General features: G+C 39.2%; 17 protein-coding genes, 1 tRNA gene and 1 other RNA gene. 9 read left to right on the top strand and 10 right to left on the bottom strand.

What is annotated here, in order from left to right; all coding sequences use genetic code 11:
• Positions 1-24: 24 nt before the first annotated feature.
• Both H153_RS0103090 and H153_RS0103085 read right to left on the bottom strand, forming a co-directional pair.
• Complete coding sequence (locus H153_RS0103090) at positions 25-2,601, bottom strand: PD-(D/E)XK nuclease family protein (RefSeq protein ID WP_022846680.1); 2,577 nt, start codon at positions 2,599-2,601, stop codon at positions 25-27.
• Positions 2,601-3,224 (bottom strand): hypothetical protein, encoded by a 624-nt coding sequence (locus H153_RS0103085; protein ID WP_022846679.1) that lies wholly within the window; start codon positions 3,222-3,224, stop codon positions 2,601-2,603. Before H153_RS0103085 ends, H153_RS0103090 begins: the two co-directional genes overlap by 1 nt.
• An 86-nt stretch (positions 3,225-3,310) precedes the next feature.
• On the opposite strand from H153_RS0103085, the gene H153_RS0103080 reads away from it, so the two are divergent.
• Positions 3,311-4,066, top strand: coding sequence for a spherulation-specific family 4 protein (locus H153_RS0103080; RefSeq protein WP_022846678.1), 756 nt, complete (start codon positions 3,311-3,313; stop codon positions 4,064-4,066).
• Positions 4,059-5,417, top strand: a complete 1,359-nt coding sequence (bioA, locus tag H153_RS0103075; protein WP_022846677.1) for an adenosylmethionine--8-amino-7-oxononanoate transaminase — start codon at positions 4,059-4,061, stop codon at positions 5,415-5,417. Before H153_RS0103080 ends, bioA begins: the two co-directional genes overlap by 8 nt.
• Here the strand turns inward: bioA and H153_RS0103070 are convergent.
• Positions 5,414-6,475: a DNA double-strand break repair nuclease NurA gene (locus H153_RS0103070; RefSeq protein WP_022846676.1), complete on the bottom strand. Its 1,062-nt coding sequence runs from the start codon at positions 6,473-6,475 to the stop codon at positions 5,414-5,416. The two genes, bioA and H153_RS0103070, sit on opposite strands and share 4 nt — an antisense overlap.
• 79 nt (positions 6,476-6,554) lie before the next feature.
• Here H153_RS0103070 and H153_RS0103065 point away from each other — a divergent pair, with 79 nt between their 5' ends.
• Both H153_RS0103065 and H153_RS09840 read left to right on the top strand, forming a co-directional pair.
• A complete protein-coding gene (locus H153_RS0103065) occupies positions 6,555-7,787 on the top strand; it encodes a penicillin-binding transpeptidase domain-containing protein (protein WP_022846675.1) in 1,233 nt (410 codons plus the stop codon).
• 91 nt (positions 7,788-7,878) lie between these two features.
• Complete coding sequence (locus tag H153_RS09840) at positions 7,879-9,498, top strand: diguanylate cyclase (protein WP_022846674.1); 1,620 nt, start codon at positions 7,879-7,881, stop codon at positions 9,496-9,498.
• Here H153_RS09840 and bioF read toward each other — a convergent pair.
• From bioF to H153_RS0103030, 7 genes are all read right to left on the bottom strand, one after another.
• Complete coding sequence (bioF, locus tag H153_RS0103055) at positions 9,490-10,605, bottom strand: 8-amino-7-oxononanoate synthase (protein WP_022846673.1); 1,116 nt, start codon at positions 10,603-10,605, stop codon at positions 9,490-9,492. The two genes, H153_RS09840 and bioF, sit on opposite strands and share 9 nt — an antisense overlap.
• Positions 10,606-11,211 carry a trimeric intracellular cation channel family protein gene (locus H153_RS0103050; protein ID WP_022846672.1) on the bottom strand — a complete coding sequence of 202 codons (606 nt, stop codon included), beginning with the start codon at positions 11,209-11,211 and terminating at the stop codon, positions 10,606-10,608. It abuts the gene before it with no gap.
• Entirely contained in the window at positions 11,198-12,553 is a 1,356-nt protein-coding gene (locus H153_RS0103045; protein WP_022846671.1) for a sigma-54 dependent transcriptional regulator, read from the bottom strand. The genes H153_RS0103050 and H153_RS0103045 overlap by 14 nt, the downstream gene beginning before the upstream one ends.
• The gene (dnaX, locus tag H153_RS0103040) at positions 12,550-13,962 is read right to left on the bottom strand and encodes a DNA polymerase III subunit gamma/tau (protein WP_022846670.1); all 1,413 of its coding nucleotides are present in this window, start codon (positions 13,960-13,962) and stop codon (positions 12,550-12,552) included. Before dnaX ends, H153_RS0103045 begins: the two co-directional genes overlap by 4 nt.
• Before the next feature lie 30 nt (positions 13,963-13,992).
• An RNA gene (gene ffs, locus H153_RS10050) (signal recognition particle sRNA small type) lies at positions 13,993-14,090 on the bottom strand.
• Between the two features lie 27 nt (positions 14,091-14,117).
• A tRNA-Ser gene (locus H153_RS0103035) sits at positions 14,118-14,211 on the bottom strand.
• Positions 14,212-14,267: 56 nt separating this feature from the next.
• Positions 14,268-14,897, bottom strand: a complete 630-nt coding sequence (locus H153_RS0103030; protein ID WP_022846669.1) for a phosphoribosylanthranilate isomerase — start codon at positions 14,895-14,897, stop codon at positions 14,268-14,270.
• Positions 14,898-14,990: 93 nt separating this feature from the next.
• On the opposite strand from H153_RS0103030, the gene clpX reads away from it, so the two are divergent.
• The 5 genes from clpX to glnD are packed head-to-tail and all read left to right on the top strand — an operon-like array spanning position 14,991 to position 20,421.
• Positions 14,991-16,226, top strand: a complete 1,236-nt coding sequence (clpX, locus tag H153_RS0103025) for an ATP-dependent Clp protease ATP-binding subunit ClpX (RefSeq protein ID WP_022846668.1) — start codon at positions 14,991-14,993, stop codon at positions 16,224-16,226.
• 10 nt (positions 16,227-16,236) lie between these two features.
• Complete coding sequence (gene tpiA, locus H153_RS0103020; protein WP_022846667.1) at positions 16,237-16,986, top strand: triose-phosphate isomerase; 750 nt, start codon at positions 16,237-16,239, stop codon at positions 16,984-16,986.
• A gap of 3 nt (positions 16,987-16,989) precedes the next feature.
• Positions 16,990-17,265, top strand: coding sequence for a preprotein translocase subunit SecG (secG, locus tag H153_RS0103015; protein ID WP_022846666.1), 276 nt, complete (start codon positions 16,990-16,992; stop codon positions 17,263-17,265).
• Positions 17,262-17,813 (top strand): phospholipase D family protein, encoded by a 552-nt coding sequence (locus H153_RS0103010; RefSeq protein ID WP_022846665.1) that lies wholly within the window; start codon positions 17,262-17,264, stop codon positions 17,811-17,813. Before secG ends, H153_RS0103010 begins: the two co-directional genes overlap by 4 nt.
• Before the next feature lies 1 nt (position 17,814).
• Positions 17,815-20,421, top strand: a complete 2,607-nt coding sequence (gene glnD, locus H153_RS0103005; protein WP_022846664.1) for a [protein-PII] uridylyltransferase — start codon at positions 17,815-17,817, stop codon at positions 20,419-20,421.

Raw genomic sequence — 20,421 nt, 5'->3', positions numbered from 1 at the left:
ATAGATGCTTTTTCAGGTTATAAGTTAGCCCCAGAGCTTTTTGTTAATACGTTTAAACATTTTTTGCACTTTTTCTCTGTAAATATTTAGCTGCTTTTGGGTTAAAGTGTGGGTATAGGGGCACATATTTGATTCTCTAAAGCTGAAAAGTTTTTCTTTATTTTTTGGACTTGGTTTATAAGGGTTAATGCCAAGGGGTGCAAAAAACCCTTTTTCTATCATTCTATATCCTGTTACTACCCACGTAATGGATGACATGATTTCTTTTCTTATTCTCTTTCCTTCAAAATATTTCAGCCAGTTTTTCTCTTCACTTTTTTTGTTGAATTTGGGAATGCTTATAAATGCAAAGTTTATCTGTTTGTGTTTCCAGTTTTTCACAGCTTTAACGACATCCTTTTCTCTTGCAAGGGAGAGTCCATATAAAATTATCTGAAATGATTTTTTCTTTCCCGGATCATACTCGTCTGTACTTACGTTTCCTCTTTTAAAATCTATGACTTCTATGTGTTTATCTTTTTTTTCGACCCAGTCTATTCTCCCAGATAGAGTTATGTCATCTATTTTTACCTCTACATCTATTTCCTGCTTGTAAACATTACTTTTTGGTTGCCAGTCGGCTATAAATTTTAAAATGTTATATTTGATAAAAGGCTTGTGGAGAAAGATCCGCTCTTCATCCACACTTTGAGTGAATTCTTTGAAAACTTTTTCAAACAGTTCTTCCGGATTTCCACCTTCTGAAAAATACCGCCTTATGAATTCATGGTATATCTGTCCTTCAAGGGCTTCTACGGTTGTGGTCTTTTTGTAACCAACGATCTTTGTGAAAAAAAGCTCTGTTGGACAATCAAAGTAAGATATAACGTCAGTTACAGAAAGGTTTTTGGGCAGGTATTTGCCTATGAAGTTGGAGTCAAAAATGAAGTTCATTTCTTTAGCGCCTTCTATTTTTTCTTTCCATCTGACAATTCCCCATTCTATAGGTGTGTGAGCGTTGGTTTTGTCTTTGTATATAGAGAGGAGCCTTTTTGCTTTTGCGGAAACAAATTTTCTACTTTCTTTTTTCAGATTTGTGTAGGTTTTTAGTATGGAAAGGAACGTGGAACTGCCTTTATCTATATGGTATGTAAATATCATCTCTTGAGGATCTGTGGCAAGGACATTGTAGAATGTTTGGAACTCATACATTATCAGTTTTTCTCGCCCCGGTAGAGCTTCTAAAATCGGATTGTTGAGGTTTAAAATCCGGTTTATTTCTTCCCTTTCCTGGTAGCTGAAATCTGGATCGAACGGGAATGAGCGGGGATAGGTACCCGATGAGAAATCGAAAAACAGTATGTGGGTTGGAAGTGCTGATGGTACATTTTCCGGTGTACCTGCAAACACGCCGAAGGGTTCTTCTTCTGATATAAGAAAGGTTCTGTTTTTCATTATAATTTTTAAAAGTTCAAGAAATTCCTTACCGTTGATTTTGTTATTCTCTATGATATTGGATTCGGTTAGGGCGACGATTTCTCGGTTTAGTGTTTCAAGTTCTTTTACGAGTTCTTCTTCTATGTTTTCTTTTTCAGCTGATTCTTTGAGTGCCTTACACCAATCCTTTATGGTTTTTTCTTCGTCGTTTTTTACGCTGGATAAAAATTTTTTGACGGCCGGATGTAAACTAACAGGAATACCTTTGTACTGGGAAAAGAAGGGAATTTTTTCTTCTCTGAATGCCTCGTAAAACAGCAGTTCTTTTCCTTCGAGATTCCTTCCTGCAATGGCTATTTTTTCTGGAGGAACGCCTTCGTATAAGAGTTTCTTAACAAAAGAGACAACAATTTTAATGCCTTCGCTCTCCGTGGTATAGGAAATTTCCGTTAACTTTACTTTGTCAATTTTCCCCTCTGGTTTAAAAGAGAAGTTTTTCGCAATATCTGCCGGTTCAACCTCAATAATTTTCCAGTTTTGAACTAATTTTAGGTTTTCTTTACTTAACTTACTGAAAAATGAGCCGTTGTCTTTAAAAGTTATTACAGTGATAGGTGTGTTTATTGAGTTCAGAAAATCCACTTCAAGAGGAAGTATTTGTGGAAGGAAAAAGAGTATAATTTCGCTATATTCCGGTTTTTTCCCTTTTGCTGATTCAAACAGTGAAAAAATGTCGTACTTCTTGTATTTTCCTATAAGTGAGTTGTAATTATCGAGGATTTTAGCGGTTAGCTTCAACTTTTTAGAAAGATTTCCGTTGACTTTTTCTGCGCATTTCCGCAGGGTTTCTGTTTCAATGTTATGTTCTTTTAGTTCTCTTATCCTGTTATCAACTATTTCTACATAAGAAGGGCTTCTCCAGTGGGGAATTCCCGTTTTTCTTATGGCATCTCTGACTATGAAGAGTCGTTCCTGTTCTGTCATTATTCCGGGATTCAGGAAGTCTTTTTGAATCAGTTGCAGAGCAAGTTCCTGCAGTGTGCCTGCAACTTTTCCTATTATAGGTTTTTTACGGATTTTACATATTTCAAGGAGAAGTCTTGAAGAAAGTTCTCTTACGGCTATGTACGGTTTGCCGCTTTCTATTTTGTCCGCTATAAATTCGGGGATATCCTTAAATGTCATTATTTAATTCCAAGATAATGTTTTGCGACCGTGTTTTCGGGGTCAAGAATAAGAACGTCGCTGAATGTAGCGTACGCTTCCTTTTTCTTTCCCTGGGCAAATAGATCAAGCCCTAACTCTGTAAGGAATGCAACGTTTGATGGGTAGAGTGCGAGCATTTTTCTTGCTATCTGCTCTGCGAGTTTGGCTTTTCCTTCGTTTCTAAGAGCTACGGCAAGTCTTAAGTTTCCATAAAAGTTGTAGTAATCCGTCTTTATCACTTTATACATTAATGATTCCACGTCTGCCCATCTTTTTTCTGCCATAAGTGGAAGGGAAAGACCGAGTTTTGCTTCAACCGAAGAAGGAATGGCTTCCATCGCCTTTCTGTAGTGAACCTCTGAATTTTTGTACTTCCCCATCAGGTAGTAAAGCCATCCAAGTCTCAGATTGACCGTGTATCCTTTGGGGTAAGTTTCGTAAACGGGCATGAGGGCTTTTATGGCGTCCTTATAGTCTCTGGCTTTCTCATATGTGAAAGATTTGTGATAGGCAATTTTTATCTCATTGTAGTTCATGGCGTATGAAGTTGTAAATATGCCAAGTAAAGCAACTGTCGTGATCACTCTTTTTATCAGTTTCATTCCGTGCCTCCGTAGCGGTATGATTATTTAAATTATAAATTTATTCTCCGAAGTTTAAAAAGGTCTTTTTGTTTTCCGGAGGTTTTATGAGGATATGGTGTTTCCTTCTTTCTGTCTTTCTCATCTCATCGTGCGGCGTAAGGGTTGAAAAAGCACCGGAGCATAAAATCCTGATACCTGCATACTTTTACCCGGATTTGACTGATTCCAATTGGGAAAAGATTCTTTCGCTTCCTGCTGAACTTTCTCCGATAATTGTTCTAAATCCTGCCTTTGAAGGAGGACCGGGCAGTGTTGAAGATCCAAATTACACAGAAATGATAAAAAGTTTAAATGATAGGGGTTTTCTTCCTGTAGGTTATGTTTACACAACATACGCTCAGAGACCGTTGTCTGAAGTAGAAGCTGACATTGATACCTGGTTAAGCCTTTACCCGGGGATAAAAGGTTTCTTCCTTGATGAAGTAACAAGTGATAACGATACCGGCAATATTGATTATTACAAAACGCTGTATGGTTATATAAAATCTAAGGGAAACTATTTTGTTGTTTTAAATCCGGGAACAAGACCTCCGGAGGGGTATTTTTCCTTTGCCGATAATGTTGTTGTTTTTGAAAACAGTTACGATGTGTTTGAGACTTACGGTTGCTATTCCGATTTTCCCGAAAAAAGCAGCTGTATAATATACGGTGCTTCTGAAGGTGAAATGTCAAATGTTCTTTTATCCACTGACGTTTCTTACCTTTATGTGACTGATGATAATGACACTTTACCTTTTGATAGGGTTCCGATTTACTGGAATAAGGAGGTTGAACTTTTAAAGGAGGGATACAATGAATAGGATAGATGCAAATCAACTGAAAGAGTGGGATAAAACTTTTGTCTGGCATCCTTTTACTCAGATGGCCGAGTACGTTAAGAATGAACCAATCGTGATAGAGAAAGGTGAAGGATGCTGGCTTTATGATGTTGATGGCAACAGGTATCTTGATGCTGTCGGTTCAATCTGGTGTAACGTTCATGGTCACAACGTTAGAAGGTTAAATGATGCCCTTTATGCTCAGGCAAACAAAATTGCCCATTCGACTTTATTAGGTTTAACAAACGTTCCTGCCGTTCAGCTTGCAAAGGAGATAGTGGATATTGCCCCGCCAGGTTTAAAACACGTTTTTTATTCGGATGACGGTTCTACGGCGATGGAAGTTGCACTTAAAATGGCTTATCAGTACTGGCAACTAAAGGGAGAAAAACAGAGAACCAAGTTTATAAAGCTTGAAGAGGCTTACCACGGTGATACGATAGGTTCTGTCAGTATAGGTGGAATAGATCTTTTTCATTCAATGTTCAGGGAACTCATGTTTGAAACGTTCAAGGTCCCTTCCCCTCATCCATACAGGTTTGACGGAACAGAAGATGAATGTAAAGAATATTCTCTTTCTATTATGGAATCTATCCTGAGAGAAAGGGGTGATGAGATAGCGGCTGTTGTTATGGAACCTCTCGTTCAAGCGGCCGCCGGTATTATCGTTCATCCTGAAGGATTTTTAAAGGGAGTAAGAGAGCTCTGTGATAAATACGGTGTTTTGCTCATACTTGATGAAGTTGCTACCGGTTTTGGGAAAACCGGTAAAATGTTTGCTTGTCAGTGGGAAGATGTTGTTCCTGACATTATGGCTGTTTCTAAAGGGTTAACAGCCGGATATATGCCTTTGGCTATAACTCTTGCTACGGATGATGTTTACGAAGCTTTCTGGGGCGGAGATTACGGGAGTGGAAAAACGTTCTTCCACGGACACACTTTTACGGGAAATCAGCTCGGTTGTGCAGTTGCACTTGAGAACTTAAAGCTTTTTAGAGAGAAGGGATGGCCTGAAGCTCTTTTGCCCAAGATAGAGTTTCTCTACGAACAGTTGAATTTTCACCTGTCTGACTTGAAGCATGTGGGTGATATTCGTGGTAGAGGCTTTATGGTTGGCATAGAACTGGTAAAAAACAAGGAGACTAAAGAAGGATTTTCCTGGAAGGACGATGTTGGAAGGCGTGTTTCAAGACGGATAATAGAAAAGGGCGTTTTCACAAGACCTTTAGGTCCTACGCTTGTAATGATGCCTCCGCTCGCCATATCAGAGGAAGAGATAGAACTGATGGTTAAGACTTACAAAGATGCAATTGTTGAGGTTCTGGGTGGTTAATCCACCCCTTCCCTTCCTGTTCTAAAATGGATTGACAGGACAGATATTATCTTTTCCATCGTATGGTTGTCTATTTTTACGGAGTCGTGGGCTAATTTTAGAGGGTAGGGATAGTTTCTTACTATCGTACCTTTTAATGCTCCCATTACCTTTTCAGGTTGAAGGTTTGTTTCTATTTTGTACACGTCTGTGGTAAATTTTGCAAAGAAAACGTTTATTTTGCGCTTTCTGAAAGAATCTTCAAATATTTCAGGAAACCTGTACTTTTTTTCAGGTGATATTTCTACCTCAACGGGGTTGCTGTATCCGGAAGGTACATCAGCCATTTGAAAGATGAATATATCAGGCATGATAGAGTTGAAGTTGTAAATTTTTGAAGAGGATCTCTTTGATATGGCTACTATTCTGTCTTCCGCAACATTGAGCAATTTTTCTATCGATAATAAATATTCAAGATATTCAAGGTAACCTGCAATAACAGGATATTTTTCAGGTTTTACGTCTTTTACAATTTTTTCGTGAAAAGCCCTGGAGTTTATAGAATTTAGAGAGAAGGTTTCTTTTAGTTCGGGGAAAAGGCAGTTTTCAACGTATTCTCTTTCTTCGTCTTCAATCTGGAAGGTGAACGATACTGGCCTTATTATGTCTCCTACAATGGAACCGTCGATAAGCATAATGTCGGGATTTTCTTCCTTATATAGTTTAAGGAGTTCTTTTATTTCAAGAATACCCATAAAAAGCCTGATTCTTGAGTCAGAGTATTCTGAGGGTTTTAGAACATCTATGTCTATGTTATAGCTTTCTCTTTCCTCATTTTTTCCTGATTCGTTGAAGAAAACAGACGATGCAGCTACGGCAAAAACAACAAATCCGAGGAACTCTTTCTTGTTTAAGCTTCCGTCAACGGCTCCTATTGTGGCTTTTATTTCCTCACCTTCAAACTCTTTCCACAGTTCGCTGGCCTTTCCGAGGGCTTCTAAAGAAATGGTTTCAAAGTCGGTAGTTATGGAGTTTTTCTTTTTTTCTGCAAGTTCTATCAGATATCCTTTGATGCTCATTTAGCCTTCCATACGATAAGTAGTTGGAATATATTTTAAACCAGCATTTTCATAAATGGAATCGGGAGAAGGTGATTTAATGGCTGATTTTAAGAGGAAGGAGTTAAGATACTGGCTTTTTGCTTTTGCGATAATTTTTGCCATTGTAATTTATCCCTATATTATTAATTCAATGGCAAATATAGGTGGCAAAACAGAAATAGAGAGACCAGAGAAACCGTACGAAGTTTTTCTTGATAAATTAAACGGGAATTTTACGTTACAATTCACCCTTTTTAAAAAAGCTCATGTAGAGGATGGTAGATATGTTTATAGAGATTTAAATGGTACAGAGGTGATTTTTACTGTAAATCCTGAAATTCAGAAGGATATAAAAAGAGAATTTAAGCGATATAAATTAGAATACGGTGCTTTTGTTGCTATAGAACCTTCCACCGGTAAGGTGATTGCAGCCGTTAGCAGCTTAAATTATCCTGATTTGACAATCAGGAACACGTTTGTTACGGCATCTACTTTTAAAATAATTACGGCAGCTGCAGCTCTTGAGTTTGGCATAGATCCGAAAGAGAGATTAATAACACGAGGTCACGATGATTCCTGTTCTCCCGAAGTCTGGTTTAAAAGTAACTATATAATTCCGAGAAACATGTTCCACTCCTTTGCCTATTCTTCTAATCCTTACTTTGGTGTTATCGGTAGGCTTATAGGGGAAAAGAGACTTCTTAATTATGCTTACAGGTTTGGATTTAACAGGAAAGATTACGGTTTTCCGTGGGGTATTATCAGGAAACCTCTTGACGATTATGACCTTGCTTTAATTGCAGCCGGTTTGGGAGAAACGAGGACAAGTCCTTTACACGAGGCTCTCATTTCGGCTACTATAGAAAATGGCGGTGTTATGGTGCTGCCTTCCATGATTGAAGAGGTAAGGTATAAGGGGAAAGTCATTTATAAGAATCGTCCTCACGTTTTGGGGCGTGTTATAAAAAAAGAGACGGCAGAAACAATAAAAAAAATGATGCTTGACACTGTCAGATTTGGAACAGCCTCTGACAAGAAGTTTTTCCGTCGCCTCAGGAGATATTCTTACCTCACTATTGGTGGTAAAACAGGAACGCTCTCTCAACTTAACTATCCTGAAGGCAGGTGTGAGTGGTTTACCGGTTTTGTCGAGGACGGTGATAAAAAGTTGGCCGTTGCCTCGGTGGCTGTTAACGAAGCGAGATATTACATCACCGGTTACGATATTTCCGCTCTTGCTATACTATCTATGATACACAGCAATTTTCTTATTGCAGAGCGTCAGAAGTGAAAATTTAGATACCTGTTTAATTTCTTGACTTATTTGCAAAAATAATACATTATTATAAATAGGATTCCTTATAAGCATATAGGGTTTACAAATGAATATAAGAAAAGCTGACTTTAAGATAAATTTCTTGAGTTTAACAGTTTTTATAATTATAATCTTTGCTGTTGCCGGCTATTTTTTTATAAAGGCTCAAATGCATTTTGAAATTTCCTTGAGGAAAAGGTTTTTTAACCACAAAAGAAAGTATGTTGTTCAAATGATAGAGACAACAAAAAAGTGGTTGTTATCAGAAGCTTTAATGATTTCAAAAGATTCTTCTGTTAGAAAGTCTTATGAATTGGGTAATCCTCTTATACTGAAATCAGAATTTACACCTTTGTGGCAGAAGCTCCATAGCGATTTTCATATTGAGGAGATGCATTTTTTTAAATATCCTAAGATGAACTGGTTTTCTTTTGCCAAAATGACCTCAGAACCACGGGAAGCAAAAGTAAGAGAGGATATTCTCTGGATACAGACCGCTTTTAAGCCTGCTGCTTATTTTTACATATGTAAACGTTTTCCGGGCTTGAGAGCTTCTTATCCAATATCTGTCAAGGGTAGGGTCGTAGGTGCTCTGTCTTTTGGGATTCATATTGAAACGTTGAGGCAGATTCTTCAGGATCCCATTAATGCAAATGTTTTTTACCTTTTAAAAGATAGTGTTTTAAGACGGAATCTTGATAGGAACGTTTATAAAAAACTTGTTCAGAAAGCTTCTTTAAAGAAGGGTAATTACCTTTATTTTCACATAAAAGAGGCATTTAAGGAATCTATTCTTAAAAAAGGCACGTGGGCACACGGAAAATATTCGTACGTTTTTTATCCTCTTAAAGATGAATTAGGAAATGTTCTCGGTTATGTAGGTATTAAGAAAGGTTTTGGGGAGATATTTGTGCACATTAGAAATATGAGTCTGATGGTTATGTTCTCTTTTGCATCAGTGTTTTTATTGATACTATTCGCATCTTTAGTAGATATATATAATCTGAAACGCCAGAGAAGAGAAGTTCTATATTTGCTGAGACTGTTAAGAAATCGCAATTTCGATGATATAGAAAGGTATTATTTCTCGTCTAAATCTTCCGGTGACGTTAATGACGAGATAAAGAGAAATATTTACGAGATAAGCGGTACACTAAAAAAATACATAGATTTACTTTCTCAAAAGCTGAAAGAGGCCTCTGAAAAAGCTTTTGTAGATGCTCTAACAAGTACTAATAACAGGTATATTCTTGAAAAAATAGACGAGATGCTTGAAAAAATGGGACAGGAATCTCGCTTTTCAGTCGTTATGATAGATATAGACCACTTTAAAAAGATAAACGATACCTATGGTCATGAAACCGGAGATATGGTTTTAAAAACATTGGTTGAAAAAATAAAAAGACTTATAAGATCAAGTGATATTCTTATACGTTATGGTGGAGAAGAATTTGTAATATATCTGCCTCATGCGGATGTTAAGGATGCTCTTAAGCTTGCAGAGAGGATAAGAAAAGCTGTTGAGAACATGTTGATAAAAACAAGTGATGGCAGGGAAGTGAGAATCACTGTAAGTCTCGGTGTTGCTGAAAGAAAACCAGGTGAATCTCTTGAAGAAGTTATTAAAAAGGCGGATGAGGCACTTTACAGGGCAAAGAAAGGTGGCAGAAACAGAGTATCAGATTAGTGTTTTTAGTGCGTCCGATAGGTTTTTTATATCTTTTACCGTGTGTCCTGCAGCAACAGTAATCCTGAGCCTTGCCGTACCTTCAGGTACTGTTGGTGGACGTATTGCGGGTATTATGAAACCTTTTTCAAGAAGTTTTTCTGATAACTGCAGCGTCCTGCCGGAATCGCCGACGATAAGGGGAAATATGGCTGTTTGACTTTTTATACCTGTAAGCTTTGAAAGTAATTCTATATTTTCCTGTAACTTATTCATTCTACTTTTAATCTCTTGCAGGTTTTTTATGGTCATACATGCTATGTGGGGCGGAATGGCGGTTGTGAAAATGAAGGTTCTTGCCCTGTTTACAAAAAATTCTTTCATTCTGCTTGTTGAGGCAACAAAGGCACCAAAAGTGCCTATGGCTTTTCCCAGAGTTCCCATTATGATTGTTCTTTCGGTGGGTTTTATATCAAAAAAATCAAAGGATGAGTTTCCAATAACACCGGTTGCATGGGCATCATCAACGATTAGATAGGTGTTGTAATCTTCTGCAAGTTTTAGCAGTTTGTCGAGCGGTGCTATGTCACCGTCCATGCTGAAAACGGAATCTGTAACGATAGCGGCCGTTTTAAACTCAGATCTGTTTGTTTTTAGTAATTCTTCAAGATGGTCAACATCTCTATGTTTGTATATGAAAACTTTCGCCTTTGAAAGTCTGCAACCATCAATGAGACTTGCATGATTTAGCTCATCGCTGAAAATAGCATCTCCGTTGCCAAGGAGGGATGAGAGTATCCCTAAGTTTGCCATGTAGCCGCATGTAAAAAGGAGTGCCGCTTCCGTTTTTTTCATTTTTGCCAACTTTTTTTCTAACTCTTCGTGTACGGTGAAATTTCCCGTAACAAGCCTTGCAGCACCTGAACCTGAACCCCATCTTTCTAAGCACTTTTTATGGTTTTCTGCAAGGCGTTTGTCAAATGCAAGGCTGAGGTAGTCGTTTGATGAGAAGTTAACAAACCGTTTTCCGTTTATGTAAACATAAACACCTTCTGCTCTTTCAATAGTTTTTAGCTTTCTGTAAAGATTGTGTTTTTTTAGCTCTTCCAGTGTTCTGTCAACTTCCATCTAAAACCTCGGAAGATGCCAGTTTTTGAAAATTGCTAAAAGTCTGAAACTTAAAGTAAAAATGAGTGTTGTGAACGTGGCTATCTGGAGGGGAATAGATACTCTGGTCAGGACAAAGAGCAGAAGACCACCAAACATTGCACAGGTTGCGTAAACATCTTCCCTTAAGATGGAAGGGACTTCCCCTATCAGGATGTCACTGGTCATTCCTCCACCCGTTCCCGTGAGAACCGCAACAATAATTACACCGACAACGTTTAATCCCGCTTTTATTCCCACAAGTGCACCGGTAACGGTAAAAGCTGCAAGCCCTATGGCATCAAAGATTTTAACTATTGTTTTTGAAGATATATCTATTTTGAAAACTCTGTAGAGGAATATCCCAAGGGCAATGCCTCCTATGGCAAACGATACATCACCGTAACCTGTAAGCGCCACAGGAATTCTATTTACAATAACGTCTCTCATTATGCCGCCGCCAAGGGCTGTTAAAAATCCCAATACTGATACGCCGAGAATGTCAAGTTCCTTTCCTGCACCCTTATATACGCCTGAGACTGCAAATGCCAAAAGCCCGGTTATGTTAAAGAAATCAAACAGTGTCACTGTTTATCCCGTATTTGTTCACTTTCCTGTAAAGATTTGAAAGGTCAATCTGCATTTTTTCAGCGGCTTTTTTCATGTCACCGCCGGTCTCTTTAAGTATAGACACGATGTACTCTTTTTCAAATTCTTCTCTTGCTTCCTTTAACGGTAAGACAGTAAACCTATTCACAGAGAATCCTTTTCTACTGAACATGTTATCTGGAAGATCTTCCGGTTCGATCTTTTCTTTCCTTACAAGTATTACGAGCCGTTCCATCAGGTTTTTCAGTTCTCTAACGTTTCCAGGCCAGCGGTACTTGAGAAATATCTCTTTTACGCTTTCAGACAGCCGGGGTTTTTCCCTTTTGTAATCTGCAGAAAATTTTGTTAAAAAGTGGTCTGCTAAAAGGAGGACATCTTCTCCTCTTTCTCTTAGTGGAGGAACATGTATCGGAATTACGTTTAATCGGTAGTAGAGATCTTCTCTGAAAGTTCCTTCTTCTATCGCTTTTTCAAGGTTTTTGTTTGTTGCCGAAACGACTCTTACGTCAACACTGATTTTTTCAATGCTTCCTATTCTTTCAACGGCTTTTTCTTCAAGGACTCTAAGCAGTTTTGACTGTGCCATTAACGGCATGTCGCCAATCTCGTCAAGAAATATTGTTCCTCCGTCTGCTATCTCAAACTTTCCTTTTTTTCTTGCGTTTGCACCTGTGAAAGCACCCTTTTCGTACCCAAACAGCTCTGCCTCAATTAGATTGTCAGGAATTGCGGCACAGTTTATAGGAATAAACGGTGCGTTTGCTCTATTACTCAAATTATGGATGCTTCTTGCCACCAGTTCCTTTCCTGTACCGCTTTCACCGTAGATGATAACCGTGCTGTCAACCGGTGCTACCGCTTCTATCTGTTCTTTGAGTTTTTTTACGGCAGGACTGTTTCCAATAATCGTTTCGGATGACAACCTTTCTTTTAAAATGGTTGTTTCTTTTATGAGAGATAGCTGTTTTTTCGCCTTTTCGAGAACGCTGAGAAGTCTGTCAAAGTTTATGGGTTTCTCTATAAAGTCAAAAGCGCCCATTTTAATGGCTTCTACCGCCGTCTGTATGTTACCGTGTCCCGAGATAACGATGATAACCGCTTTTTCCGTTATTTTTTCTTTTGAAAGCTTCTTGAGTATCTCCATGCCCGGAATTCCCGGTAAAAACAGGTCAAGAATAATGATGTCGGGAAGTTCAGAGTATATCTTTTCCAGTCCCTTGCTTCCCGATTCCGCCAGAGAAATGTTGTAGCCTTCGTCTTTAAGAATGTCAGATAGACTTTCCCTTATGCCGGCTTCATCATCTATTATCAGTATTTTCATTTGATTTTCCTCGGATATCCCGGAACAATTTTAGCGTTAAAAAGTGATGCTATTTTATCAACTTTCTTTTCAGTTTCCGGGTCTAATTTCACCTCTCTGCTTTTATCGTTCTGAGCGGGTTTTACTATTACGACATGTTTTCCGTACTCTATTTCTAACTCTTTTTTCTTTGCATCGAGTCTTTCATAGGCGGTCATGTTTTTGGGAATGATCTCAACGATATTTTTGCCTTTTATTACATCTTTTATGTAGTGATTGAGATTAAAGCCGTTGGTGTCTTTTATTTCATTTTTATTGGAATTTTTTTTTAAACTGTTGGTGGAAGTTTCAGGAGTCAAAGCGCTAAAATTGATATCGCCTTTTAAAATTTCGGACAGTTTTTTAACCTCTTTAAAGTATGAGAGTTTATAAAGTGTAAACAGCAGTGCGGTAAACGGAAAAGGATGGGATTCTATGGTTTTAAGATTCTTTGTTACTATTTCGAATGCTGCGGTAAGTTCTTCTTTATTCCACTGACTCTCTTGTTTTAAAAATTCTTCTTCAATAAAGCTCAACAACTGTCTCGTGATGGTTGAAGGGTTGTATCCCGTTGACTCAAGCTGGTCAAGAAGCTCTTTAAGTCCCTTTCGATCGCCTGTAAATCCTTTTTCCAGGAGATTCTTGAGAATGTTTGAACCCAGAACTCCTAAAAAGCGGGAAGCCACTTCTGCTGTTATGTTTCCTGAAGAAAGGGCTATTAGTTGATCAAGGAGACTTTCAGCGTCTCTAAGGCAGCCTTCAGAAGCGACGGCAATGAGTTTTAGGGCTTCCGTTTCAAAGTTTACACTTTCTTTTCCACATATATCTGCAAGGGTTTCTATTATTCTGTTTTCAGGAACTTTTTTAAAGAGGAATCTCTGACAGCGTGACAGGATGGTTGCCGGAATTTTGTCAAGCTCTGTTGTTGCAAGGATAAAAACAACGTGCTCTGGTGGCTCTTCAAGGGTTTTCAAAAGCGCATTGAACGCCTCTTTTGTGAGCATGTGAAATTCGTCTATGATGTAAACCTTGTACTTGCCCCTTGTTGGCGAATAGAAAACCGTTTCCCGCAGCTCTCTTATCTGGTCTATACCTCTGTTTGATGCGGCGTCTATCTCTATAACATCCGGGAAAGCCCCTTTGTTTATCGCGTCACATATTGAACATGCGTTGCACGGTTCGCCGTCCCGGGGATTCTCACAATTTAAGGCTTTGGCTATTATGCGGGCTGTTGTTGTTTTCCCTACACCTCTTGGCCCTGCAAATATGTAAGCGTGGGCTATTTTCCCGGTTTTTATTGCGTTTTTGATGGTTTCTGTGACGTGTTCCTGACCTACGACATCGCTAAATCGTGAGGGTCTGTACTTTCTCGGTATGGCAAGGTATCCCATAGTAGAAAAGACCTCAATAGCTTTATGGTAAGGGGCCGGACCCTTACCGCACACACCCTTCCGGCTTACCGTTGCTCCCTTCCGGGCCTGGCGGGGTTCACCGTCCAGGTGTTGCGGAGGACCCGACCTTTCTTGTTGTTATTTTACACTATAAATGGCGGAGGGGGCGGGATTCGAACCCGCGGTACCCCTTGTGGGGGTACACACGATTTCCAGTCGTGCCCCTTCGGCCAGCTCGGGCACCCCTCCTTTAATGTTGCTTTACATAATATCTGCACTGTGTTCGTATTTGTCAATGGGTTGTTTTATCCCTTGCATTTTGCCGTTCTTATGAACTTTTCTACCGCTTCTCTGTCTTTTTTCCCCGGGTGGGACTCTACACCACTGCAAACATCGACGGCATAAGGTCTAATGTTTTCAATTGCTGCGGACACATTTTCACTGTTGAGTCCGCCGGATAGGATTAAAGGAAGGTTAACTGCTTCTTTGACTTTTAGAGCTATGTTCCAGTCAAAGGTTTTGCCAGTTCCACCAAACGCATCCTGTGAAAATGTATCGAGGAGAATTGCTGATGCTACATTTTCATAATCTTTAACTCTTTTTATTTCCGTTTCATCTTTTAATCTAAAAACTTTAATAACTCTTCTTTTTCCTATGTATCTACAGTACTCTGGCGTTTCGTCACCGTGGAGTTGTGCAAAATCGAGGTTAGCGTAGCTTAGTATCTCGAGGACTGTTGCCCTGTCCTCGTTTACAAAGACACCTACCTTTGTGACGAAAGGGGGTAACTCTTTGGTTATGTGTCTTACTTCAAGGGGGGATATGTAGCGTTTGCTTCCTTTGAACATTATGAAACCTACAGCATCAGCTCCTGCTTCAACAGCTGCCAATGCGTCTTCGATATTTGTTATTCCACACACTTTTATTTTGACCATTTTTCTGCTCCCATTAACTTTTTCTGCAACATGTATTATATTTAGTCTGTCAGAAATTTTAAACGACCTTATTTATATTGAGAGGTGATGTGAATGTTTGAAACACAAATTCCACCAAGACGTTGTTCATTTTGCGGTAAGAGTGCATCTGAGGTAGAAGCACTTATAACCGGTCCTAAGGGCGTTGCAATCTGCAACTACTGCGTTGATGAATGTTATGAAATGATTCACTCTCAAAAGAGAGAAAAAACATCAGCAGTAGAACCCGGTAAATTACCCACGCCTAAAGAGATAAAAGAATTTCTCGATCAGTACGTTATCGGTCAGGAGGAGGCTAAAAAGATTCTTTCTGTTGCCGTTTACAACCATTATAAAAGGATTTTCACACAAACATCGTCACCCGATGATGTTGAGATTGAAAAGAGCAATATTCTCCTTATAGGTCCTACAGGTTCAGGAAAGACGCTCCTTGCCCGTTCACTTGCAAAGTTTCTTGATGTTCCATTTGCAATAGCTGACGCAACGACCCTTACAGAGGCTGGTTACGTTGGTGAGGATGTGGAAAATATTCTTTTAAGGCTTCTCCAGAATGCCGATATGGATGTAGCAAAGGCAGAGAGAGGGATAATTTACATCGATGAGATAGATAAAATTGGAAGGAAGAGCGAAAATCCTTCCATAACGAGAGACGTATCCGGCGAGGGCGTTCAACAGGCTCTCCTTAAAATACTTGAAGGAACGATTGCCAATGTTCCACCGCAGGGTGGGAGAAAACATCCCCAGCAGCAGTACATTCAGATAGATACTTCAAATATCCTCTTTATCTGTGGTGGAGCATTTGTCGGGCTTGAAGATATTATTGCAAAAAGAATCGGTAAAGGAACGATGGGCTTTAATGCTGACCTTGCCAGGAAAACGATGGAGAGAAATGAGCTTTTAAGATACGTTGAGCCTGAAGACCTTGTGAAATTCGGACTTATACCTGAACTTATAGGAAGGTTGCCTGTAATAGCCACCCTGTCGGAGCTTCAGGAAGAGGATCTTATCAGGATACTTAAAGAACCCAAAAATGCTCTTGTTAAGCAGTATAAGAAGTTGTTTGAGCTTGAGGGTGTAGAACTTGAATTTACCGATGATGCCTTAAGAGAAATTGCAAGGGAAGCTATTAAAAGAAAAACCGGTGCCAGAGGCTTGAGAGCTATAATGGAGAAACTGATGACTGATATAATGTTTGAGGTTCCAAATAGAAGAGACATAAAGAAAGTGACTATTGACAGGGAAGCGGTTCTTACTGGAAAGCCTAAATATGAACTTGTTAAAGCATCTTGAGGAGGATGGTGTGAGAAAGCCTTTAATTGCTGGAAACTGGAAGATGAACAAGACAGTTTCTGAGAGTATCGAGTTTGCCAGAGATTTTGTCAAGGCCGTTTCTAACGTTACTGATAGGGATATTCTTATCTGTCCCCCTTTTACTTCTCTATATCCTGTAAGTGAAATTTTTAATGGAACAAATGTAAGGCTTGGTGCTCAGAACATGTATTTTGAGGAAAAAGGTGCTTTTACCGGCGAAATTTCACCGTTGATGTTGAAAGATGCCGGATGCAGCTTTGTCATTTTGGGGCATTCGGAGAGAAGACATATCTTTGGTGAAAGTAATGAGCTTATAAATAAGAAAGTTTTGTCTGCAGTTTCTCACGGTTTAGTTCCTGTTCTCTGCGTTGGTGAGCTTCTTGAGGAAAGAGAAGAGGGAAAAACGTTTGATGTTGTTGGAAGTCAGCTTGAAGAGGGTCTCAAAGGGGTTTCAGCTGACAGCGAATTTGTTATTGCTTACGAGCCTGTGTGGGCTATTGGAACCGGTAAAACGGCGACGCCGGAACTTGCTGAAGAGGTTCACAGGTTTTTAAGAGAAAAACTCTCGGAGCTTTTTGGAAGTAAAAAAGCTGAATCTGTGAGAATTCTTTACGGTGGAAGCGTTAAACCTGAAAATGTTGACGGCTTGATGGCGATGAACAATATAGATGGTGCCCTGGTAGGTGGGGCAAGTTTGAAGGTTGAATCTTTTGTAAAAATTGTGAACTTTGGGAGGTAACGGATGTTTACCCTTTTACTTATAGTTCATGCCGTTCTTGCGATTCTTCTTGTTATTGTTGTTCTTATTCAGCCAGGGAAAGGTGATATTTCTTCCCTCATGGGTGGTGGAAGTGCTTCTTCTGCTTTTGGAGCAGATACGGCGTCTGTTCTTACGAAAACGACGGCAATTCTTGGCGCACTTTTTATCCTTAATTCTATTTTCCTCTCAGTTATAGGTTCTAAATACCTTGGTGGTTCTTCTGTTGTTGATAAGGTAAAAGTGGAGCAAAAGCGGTGAGGAAGGTTTTTCCTCTCCTGTTGATTTTTTATTTTTCCCTTTTTTCATGTTCCTTCCAGAAGGAGCAGAAGCCGGTTGTTTCAGGTGCAGCTTCTATTTCTGTTGAGGTTCATTTTTCGCCACGGGGTGGTTGTACCGATACCCTGATAAAAGAGATAAATAGTGCAAAGCACAGTATAGATGCCGCCATATACAGTTTTACATCAAAAAAGATAGTTAAGGCTTTTATTAGAGCTCATAAAAGGGGCGTCAAGGTAAGGGTTATAATAGATCAGGGAACTGCAAAATCTAAAAGGTGCGTGGCGCCAATCCTTAAGAAGGCAGGTGTTCCGGTTCGATTTAAAAGGGGAAGTGGCGGTGGATTGATGCACAACAAATTTGCGGTTATAGATGGAAGAACCGTTATTACGGGAAGTTTTAACTGGACTGTGAGTGCTGAAAAGAGGAATGACGAGAACCTTGTTGTTATAAAAGATGATTTGCCGTTGGCGCACCGTTACGAGAAGGTTTTTGATAGACTCTGGCATCTGGCGGGACTGGAGGAGTAGCTTGAATCTTGAGTCTCTTAAGGAAGAGTATTTCAAAGAGAGGGAAAGGATAAAAAAACGCCACTTTGATAAAGAGACAGGCTTTCACGTGGCTCAGGATTTAAAAAATGCTCTTGATAAACTTTTAAAGGGTGTCTTTCCCCATTTTTTTGGCAGGTGGAGCATTCCGTGTTGTCTTGTTGCTCTTGGTGGTTACGGAAGAGGAGAACTCAACTTCTACTCAGACATGGATTTTAACCTTCTTTATGACGGTAAGCTCACAGATGCTTACAAAGAAGATCTTGAAGCTTTCTACTACTATATGCTTTCTTTTAACATAGATCTTGGCTATGCGCCAAGGAGTGTTGATGAGGCTCTTTCACTTGCGAAAAATGACCTGAGCATTCTTACAAATTTTCTTCAAATTCGCTTTGTCGAAGGTGATAGAAAAGTTGCTGAGAGTTTTGAGAAGAAGTTTTTTCGTTTTGTGAAGAAAAATGCAGAAAACATTATCGATGAGATAGTTAAGTCAAGGAATGAAAGGTATAAAAGATTTTTTGGAACTGTCTATTATCAGGAGCCGAATGTAAAGGAAAGCAAGGGTGGATTAAGAGACCTTCATGAAGCATTCTGGATTGCGAAAATTGTTTACGATATTCAAAACTATTCAGGTTTTATAGATAAAAATATTATCGATTGGAAGAGTTTCAGAGATGTTATTTCAGCTTACGATTTTCTTTTGAGGGTCAGGAATCATCTTCACATAATAAGTGGACGAAAGAGTGACATTTTGAGTTTTCAGCTTCAGAGGGAAGTTGCTGAATTTTTCGGCTTTTCAAGGGACAATAAAGGCGTAGAAAGCTTTATGAAAAGTTACTTTAATTCAGCCCTTGACCTGTCGATTATTACGAGGGAAATAATAAGAAAGTCAAGAGAGTCTTTAAAAAGCAGTAGAAAGTCGATTTTCTCTGTTTTAAAGAAAGAGCACGAGTTAAGTCCCCATTTTTACGAGCACGAAGGGTCCCTTTATATCTACGAAAATAGGGAAACAGAAGTGTTAAAGAATCCGGCTCTTGTGGTTGAAGCTTTTAAACTTGTGCAGAAGTTTGGCTTTTCTATATCACCCACTGCCTTCAGCATATTCAAACTTTCTGCAGAAACTGAAAAGAAAAAGTTCCAGAAAAAAGAGGTGCTTTTAAAGTTTAAGGAAATTCTCATGAATCCAGTCAGGCTTTCTTACGTTCTTGAATTAATGCACGACTGTAAAGTACTTGATACGTTAATTCCGGATTTTGAAAGGTTAAGGGGGCATTTTCAGTTTGATACCTATCACAAGTTTACAACGGACATACACTTGATAATGACCGTTAGAGAACTTGAAAAAATAAGGGATATAAACATAGAAACCCGCGGTCTCTATCAGGTTTTAGACGACCTTGAAAAACCCGAACTTCTTTACATTGCAGCTCTTCTCCACGATATAGGGAAAGGAAAGAGGGGTAAGCATGAAAATGTCGGAGCGGCAATAGCGAGGCGCTACCTTAAAAAACTTGACTTTCCCGATGAAGATATAGACGAGATTGCCTGGCTGATAAAGAATCACCTCTTTATGTCCCACCTTGCCTTTAGAAGGGATATAAGTGATCCAAAGTTGATAGAGAGTTTTGTAAAAGAATGCGGAACCGAAGAGAGGCTTAAAAAGTTGTTCCTCTTAACCTGTGCAGATATAAAAGCTGTTGGTCCCGGTGGTTGGGATAGATGGAAAGCAGCTCTCCTCTGGGAGCTTTTCTCTTCCGCCATGGATGTTTTTCACGCCGGTAAAAATGTAAAAGAATTGATAGAAGAGAAAGTGAAGAAAAAGGCGGAAAAAGTCAAGGAGTTACTTAAAGATGATGTTGATAAAGTCCTCCTTGAAAAGCTTTTTAAATCGGCAGAGCCTGACTACTTGAGAACCTACTCGCCGGAGGATGTAGTTAAACATTTGAAAATGGTGAAGGAGCTCATTGAAGAGGATAAGAATATTCGCGTTGAACCTGACTTTTTCCCTGAAATGGGCTACTGCGAACTGACAGTTGTTGACAGATACAAGAGAGCCTTTTTCTACAAAATTGCCGGTATTTTTACCTATCTTAACCTCAACATAAAAGGTGCTTATATAAACAAAGCTGTTACAGTTGACGGAATTGACTTTATGGTTTACACGATAAGAGTTTCCACGGTGTCGGAGGAGGTACCGGAAGAAGATATTATCAAAAAAGTTAAGGAGTATGTGAAGAAGGTGTACAGGGATGAAATTGTTGTGGAAGAACTTTTAAAAAATCCTTTTAAAAATAAAGGTTTTAGAAGTAATCTTCCCAAACCTGCCACGAAGGTGAAATTTGACAATAAAACGTCAGAAAAGTACACGATTGTTGAAGTCTCTACCTGGGACAGACTCGGGCTGCTCTACGCTATTACGAGAGAGCTTGTTAATGCCGGAACGAAACTTCGTAGAGCCATAATATCAACGGAAGGGAACAGGGTTATCGACTCTTTTTACATCACGGATATGGAACACAACAAAATAACTGATGAAGGCAAGTTAAACGAAATAAGAGAAAGGATATTAACTGTTCTGAAAGAGCGCTAA

Source organism: Desulfurobacterium sp. TC5-1, assembly GCF_000421485.1.
Lineage (GTDB): Bacteria > Aquificota > Aquificia > Desulfurobacteriales > Desulfurobacteriaceae > Desulfurobacterium_A.
This window is presented reverse-complemented; position numbering and strand designations above follow the sequence as displayed.

Bases quoted from the DNA above. Each gene is read 5' to 3' on its own strand.
- H153_RS0103090 (WP_022846680.1), bottom strand. From the start codon at position 2,601: ATGACATTTAAGGATATCCCCGAATTTATAGCGGACAAAATAGAAAGC.
- H153_RS0103085 (WP_022846679.1), bottom strand. From the start codon at position 3,224: ATGAAACTGATAAAAAGAGTGATCACGACAGTTGCTTTACTTGGCATA.
- H153_RS0103080 (WP_022846678.1), top strand. From the start codon at position 3,311: ATGAGGATATGGTGTTTCCTTCTTTCTGTCTTTCTCATCTCATCGTGC.
- bioA (WP_022846677.1), top strand. From the start codon at position 4,059: ATGAATAGGATAGATGCAAATCAACTGAAAGAGTGGGATAAAACTTTT.
- H153_RS0103070 (WP_022846676.1), bottom strand. From the start codon at position 6,475: ATGAGCATCAAAGGATATCTGATAGAACTTGCAGAAAAAAAGAAAAAC.
- H153_RS0103065 (WP_022846675.1), top strand. From the start codon at position 6,555: ATGGCTGATTTTAAGAGGAAGGAGTTAAGATACTGGCTTTTTGCTTTT.
- H153_RS09840 (WP_022846674.1), top strand. From the start codon at position 7,879: ATGAATATAAGAAAAGCTGACTTTAAGATAAATTTCTTGAGTTTAACA.
- bioF (WP_022846673.1), bottom strand. From the start codon at position 10,605: ATGGAAGTTGACAGAACACTGGAAGAGCTAAAAAAACACAATCTTTAC.
- H153_RS0103045 (WP_022846671.1), bottom strand. From the start codon at position 12,553: ATGAAAATACTGATAATAGATGATGAAGCCGGCATAAGGGAAAGTCTA.
- dnaX (WP_022846670.1), bottom strand. From the start codon at position 13,962: ATGGGATACCTTGCCATACCGAGAAAGTACAGACCCTCACGATTTAGC.
- H153_RS0103030 (WP_022846669.1), bottom strand. From the start codon at position 14,897: ATGGTCAAAATAAAAGTGTGTGGAATAACAAATATCGAAGACGCATTG.
- clpX (WP_022846668.1), top strand. From the start codon at position 14,991: ATGTTTGAAACACAAATTCCACCAAGACGTTGTTCATTTTGCGGTAAG.
- secG (WP_022846666.1), top strand. From the start codon at position 16,990: ATGTTTACCCTTTTACTTATAGTTCATGCCGTTCTTGCGATTCTTCTT.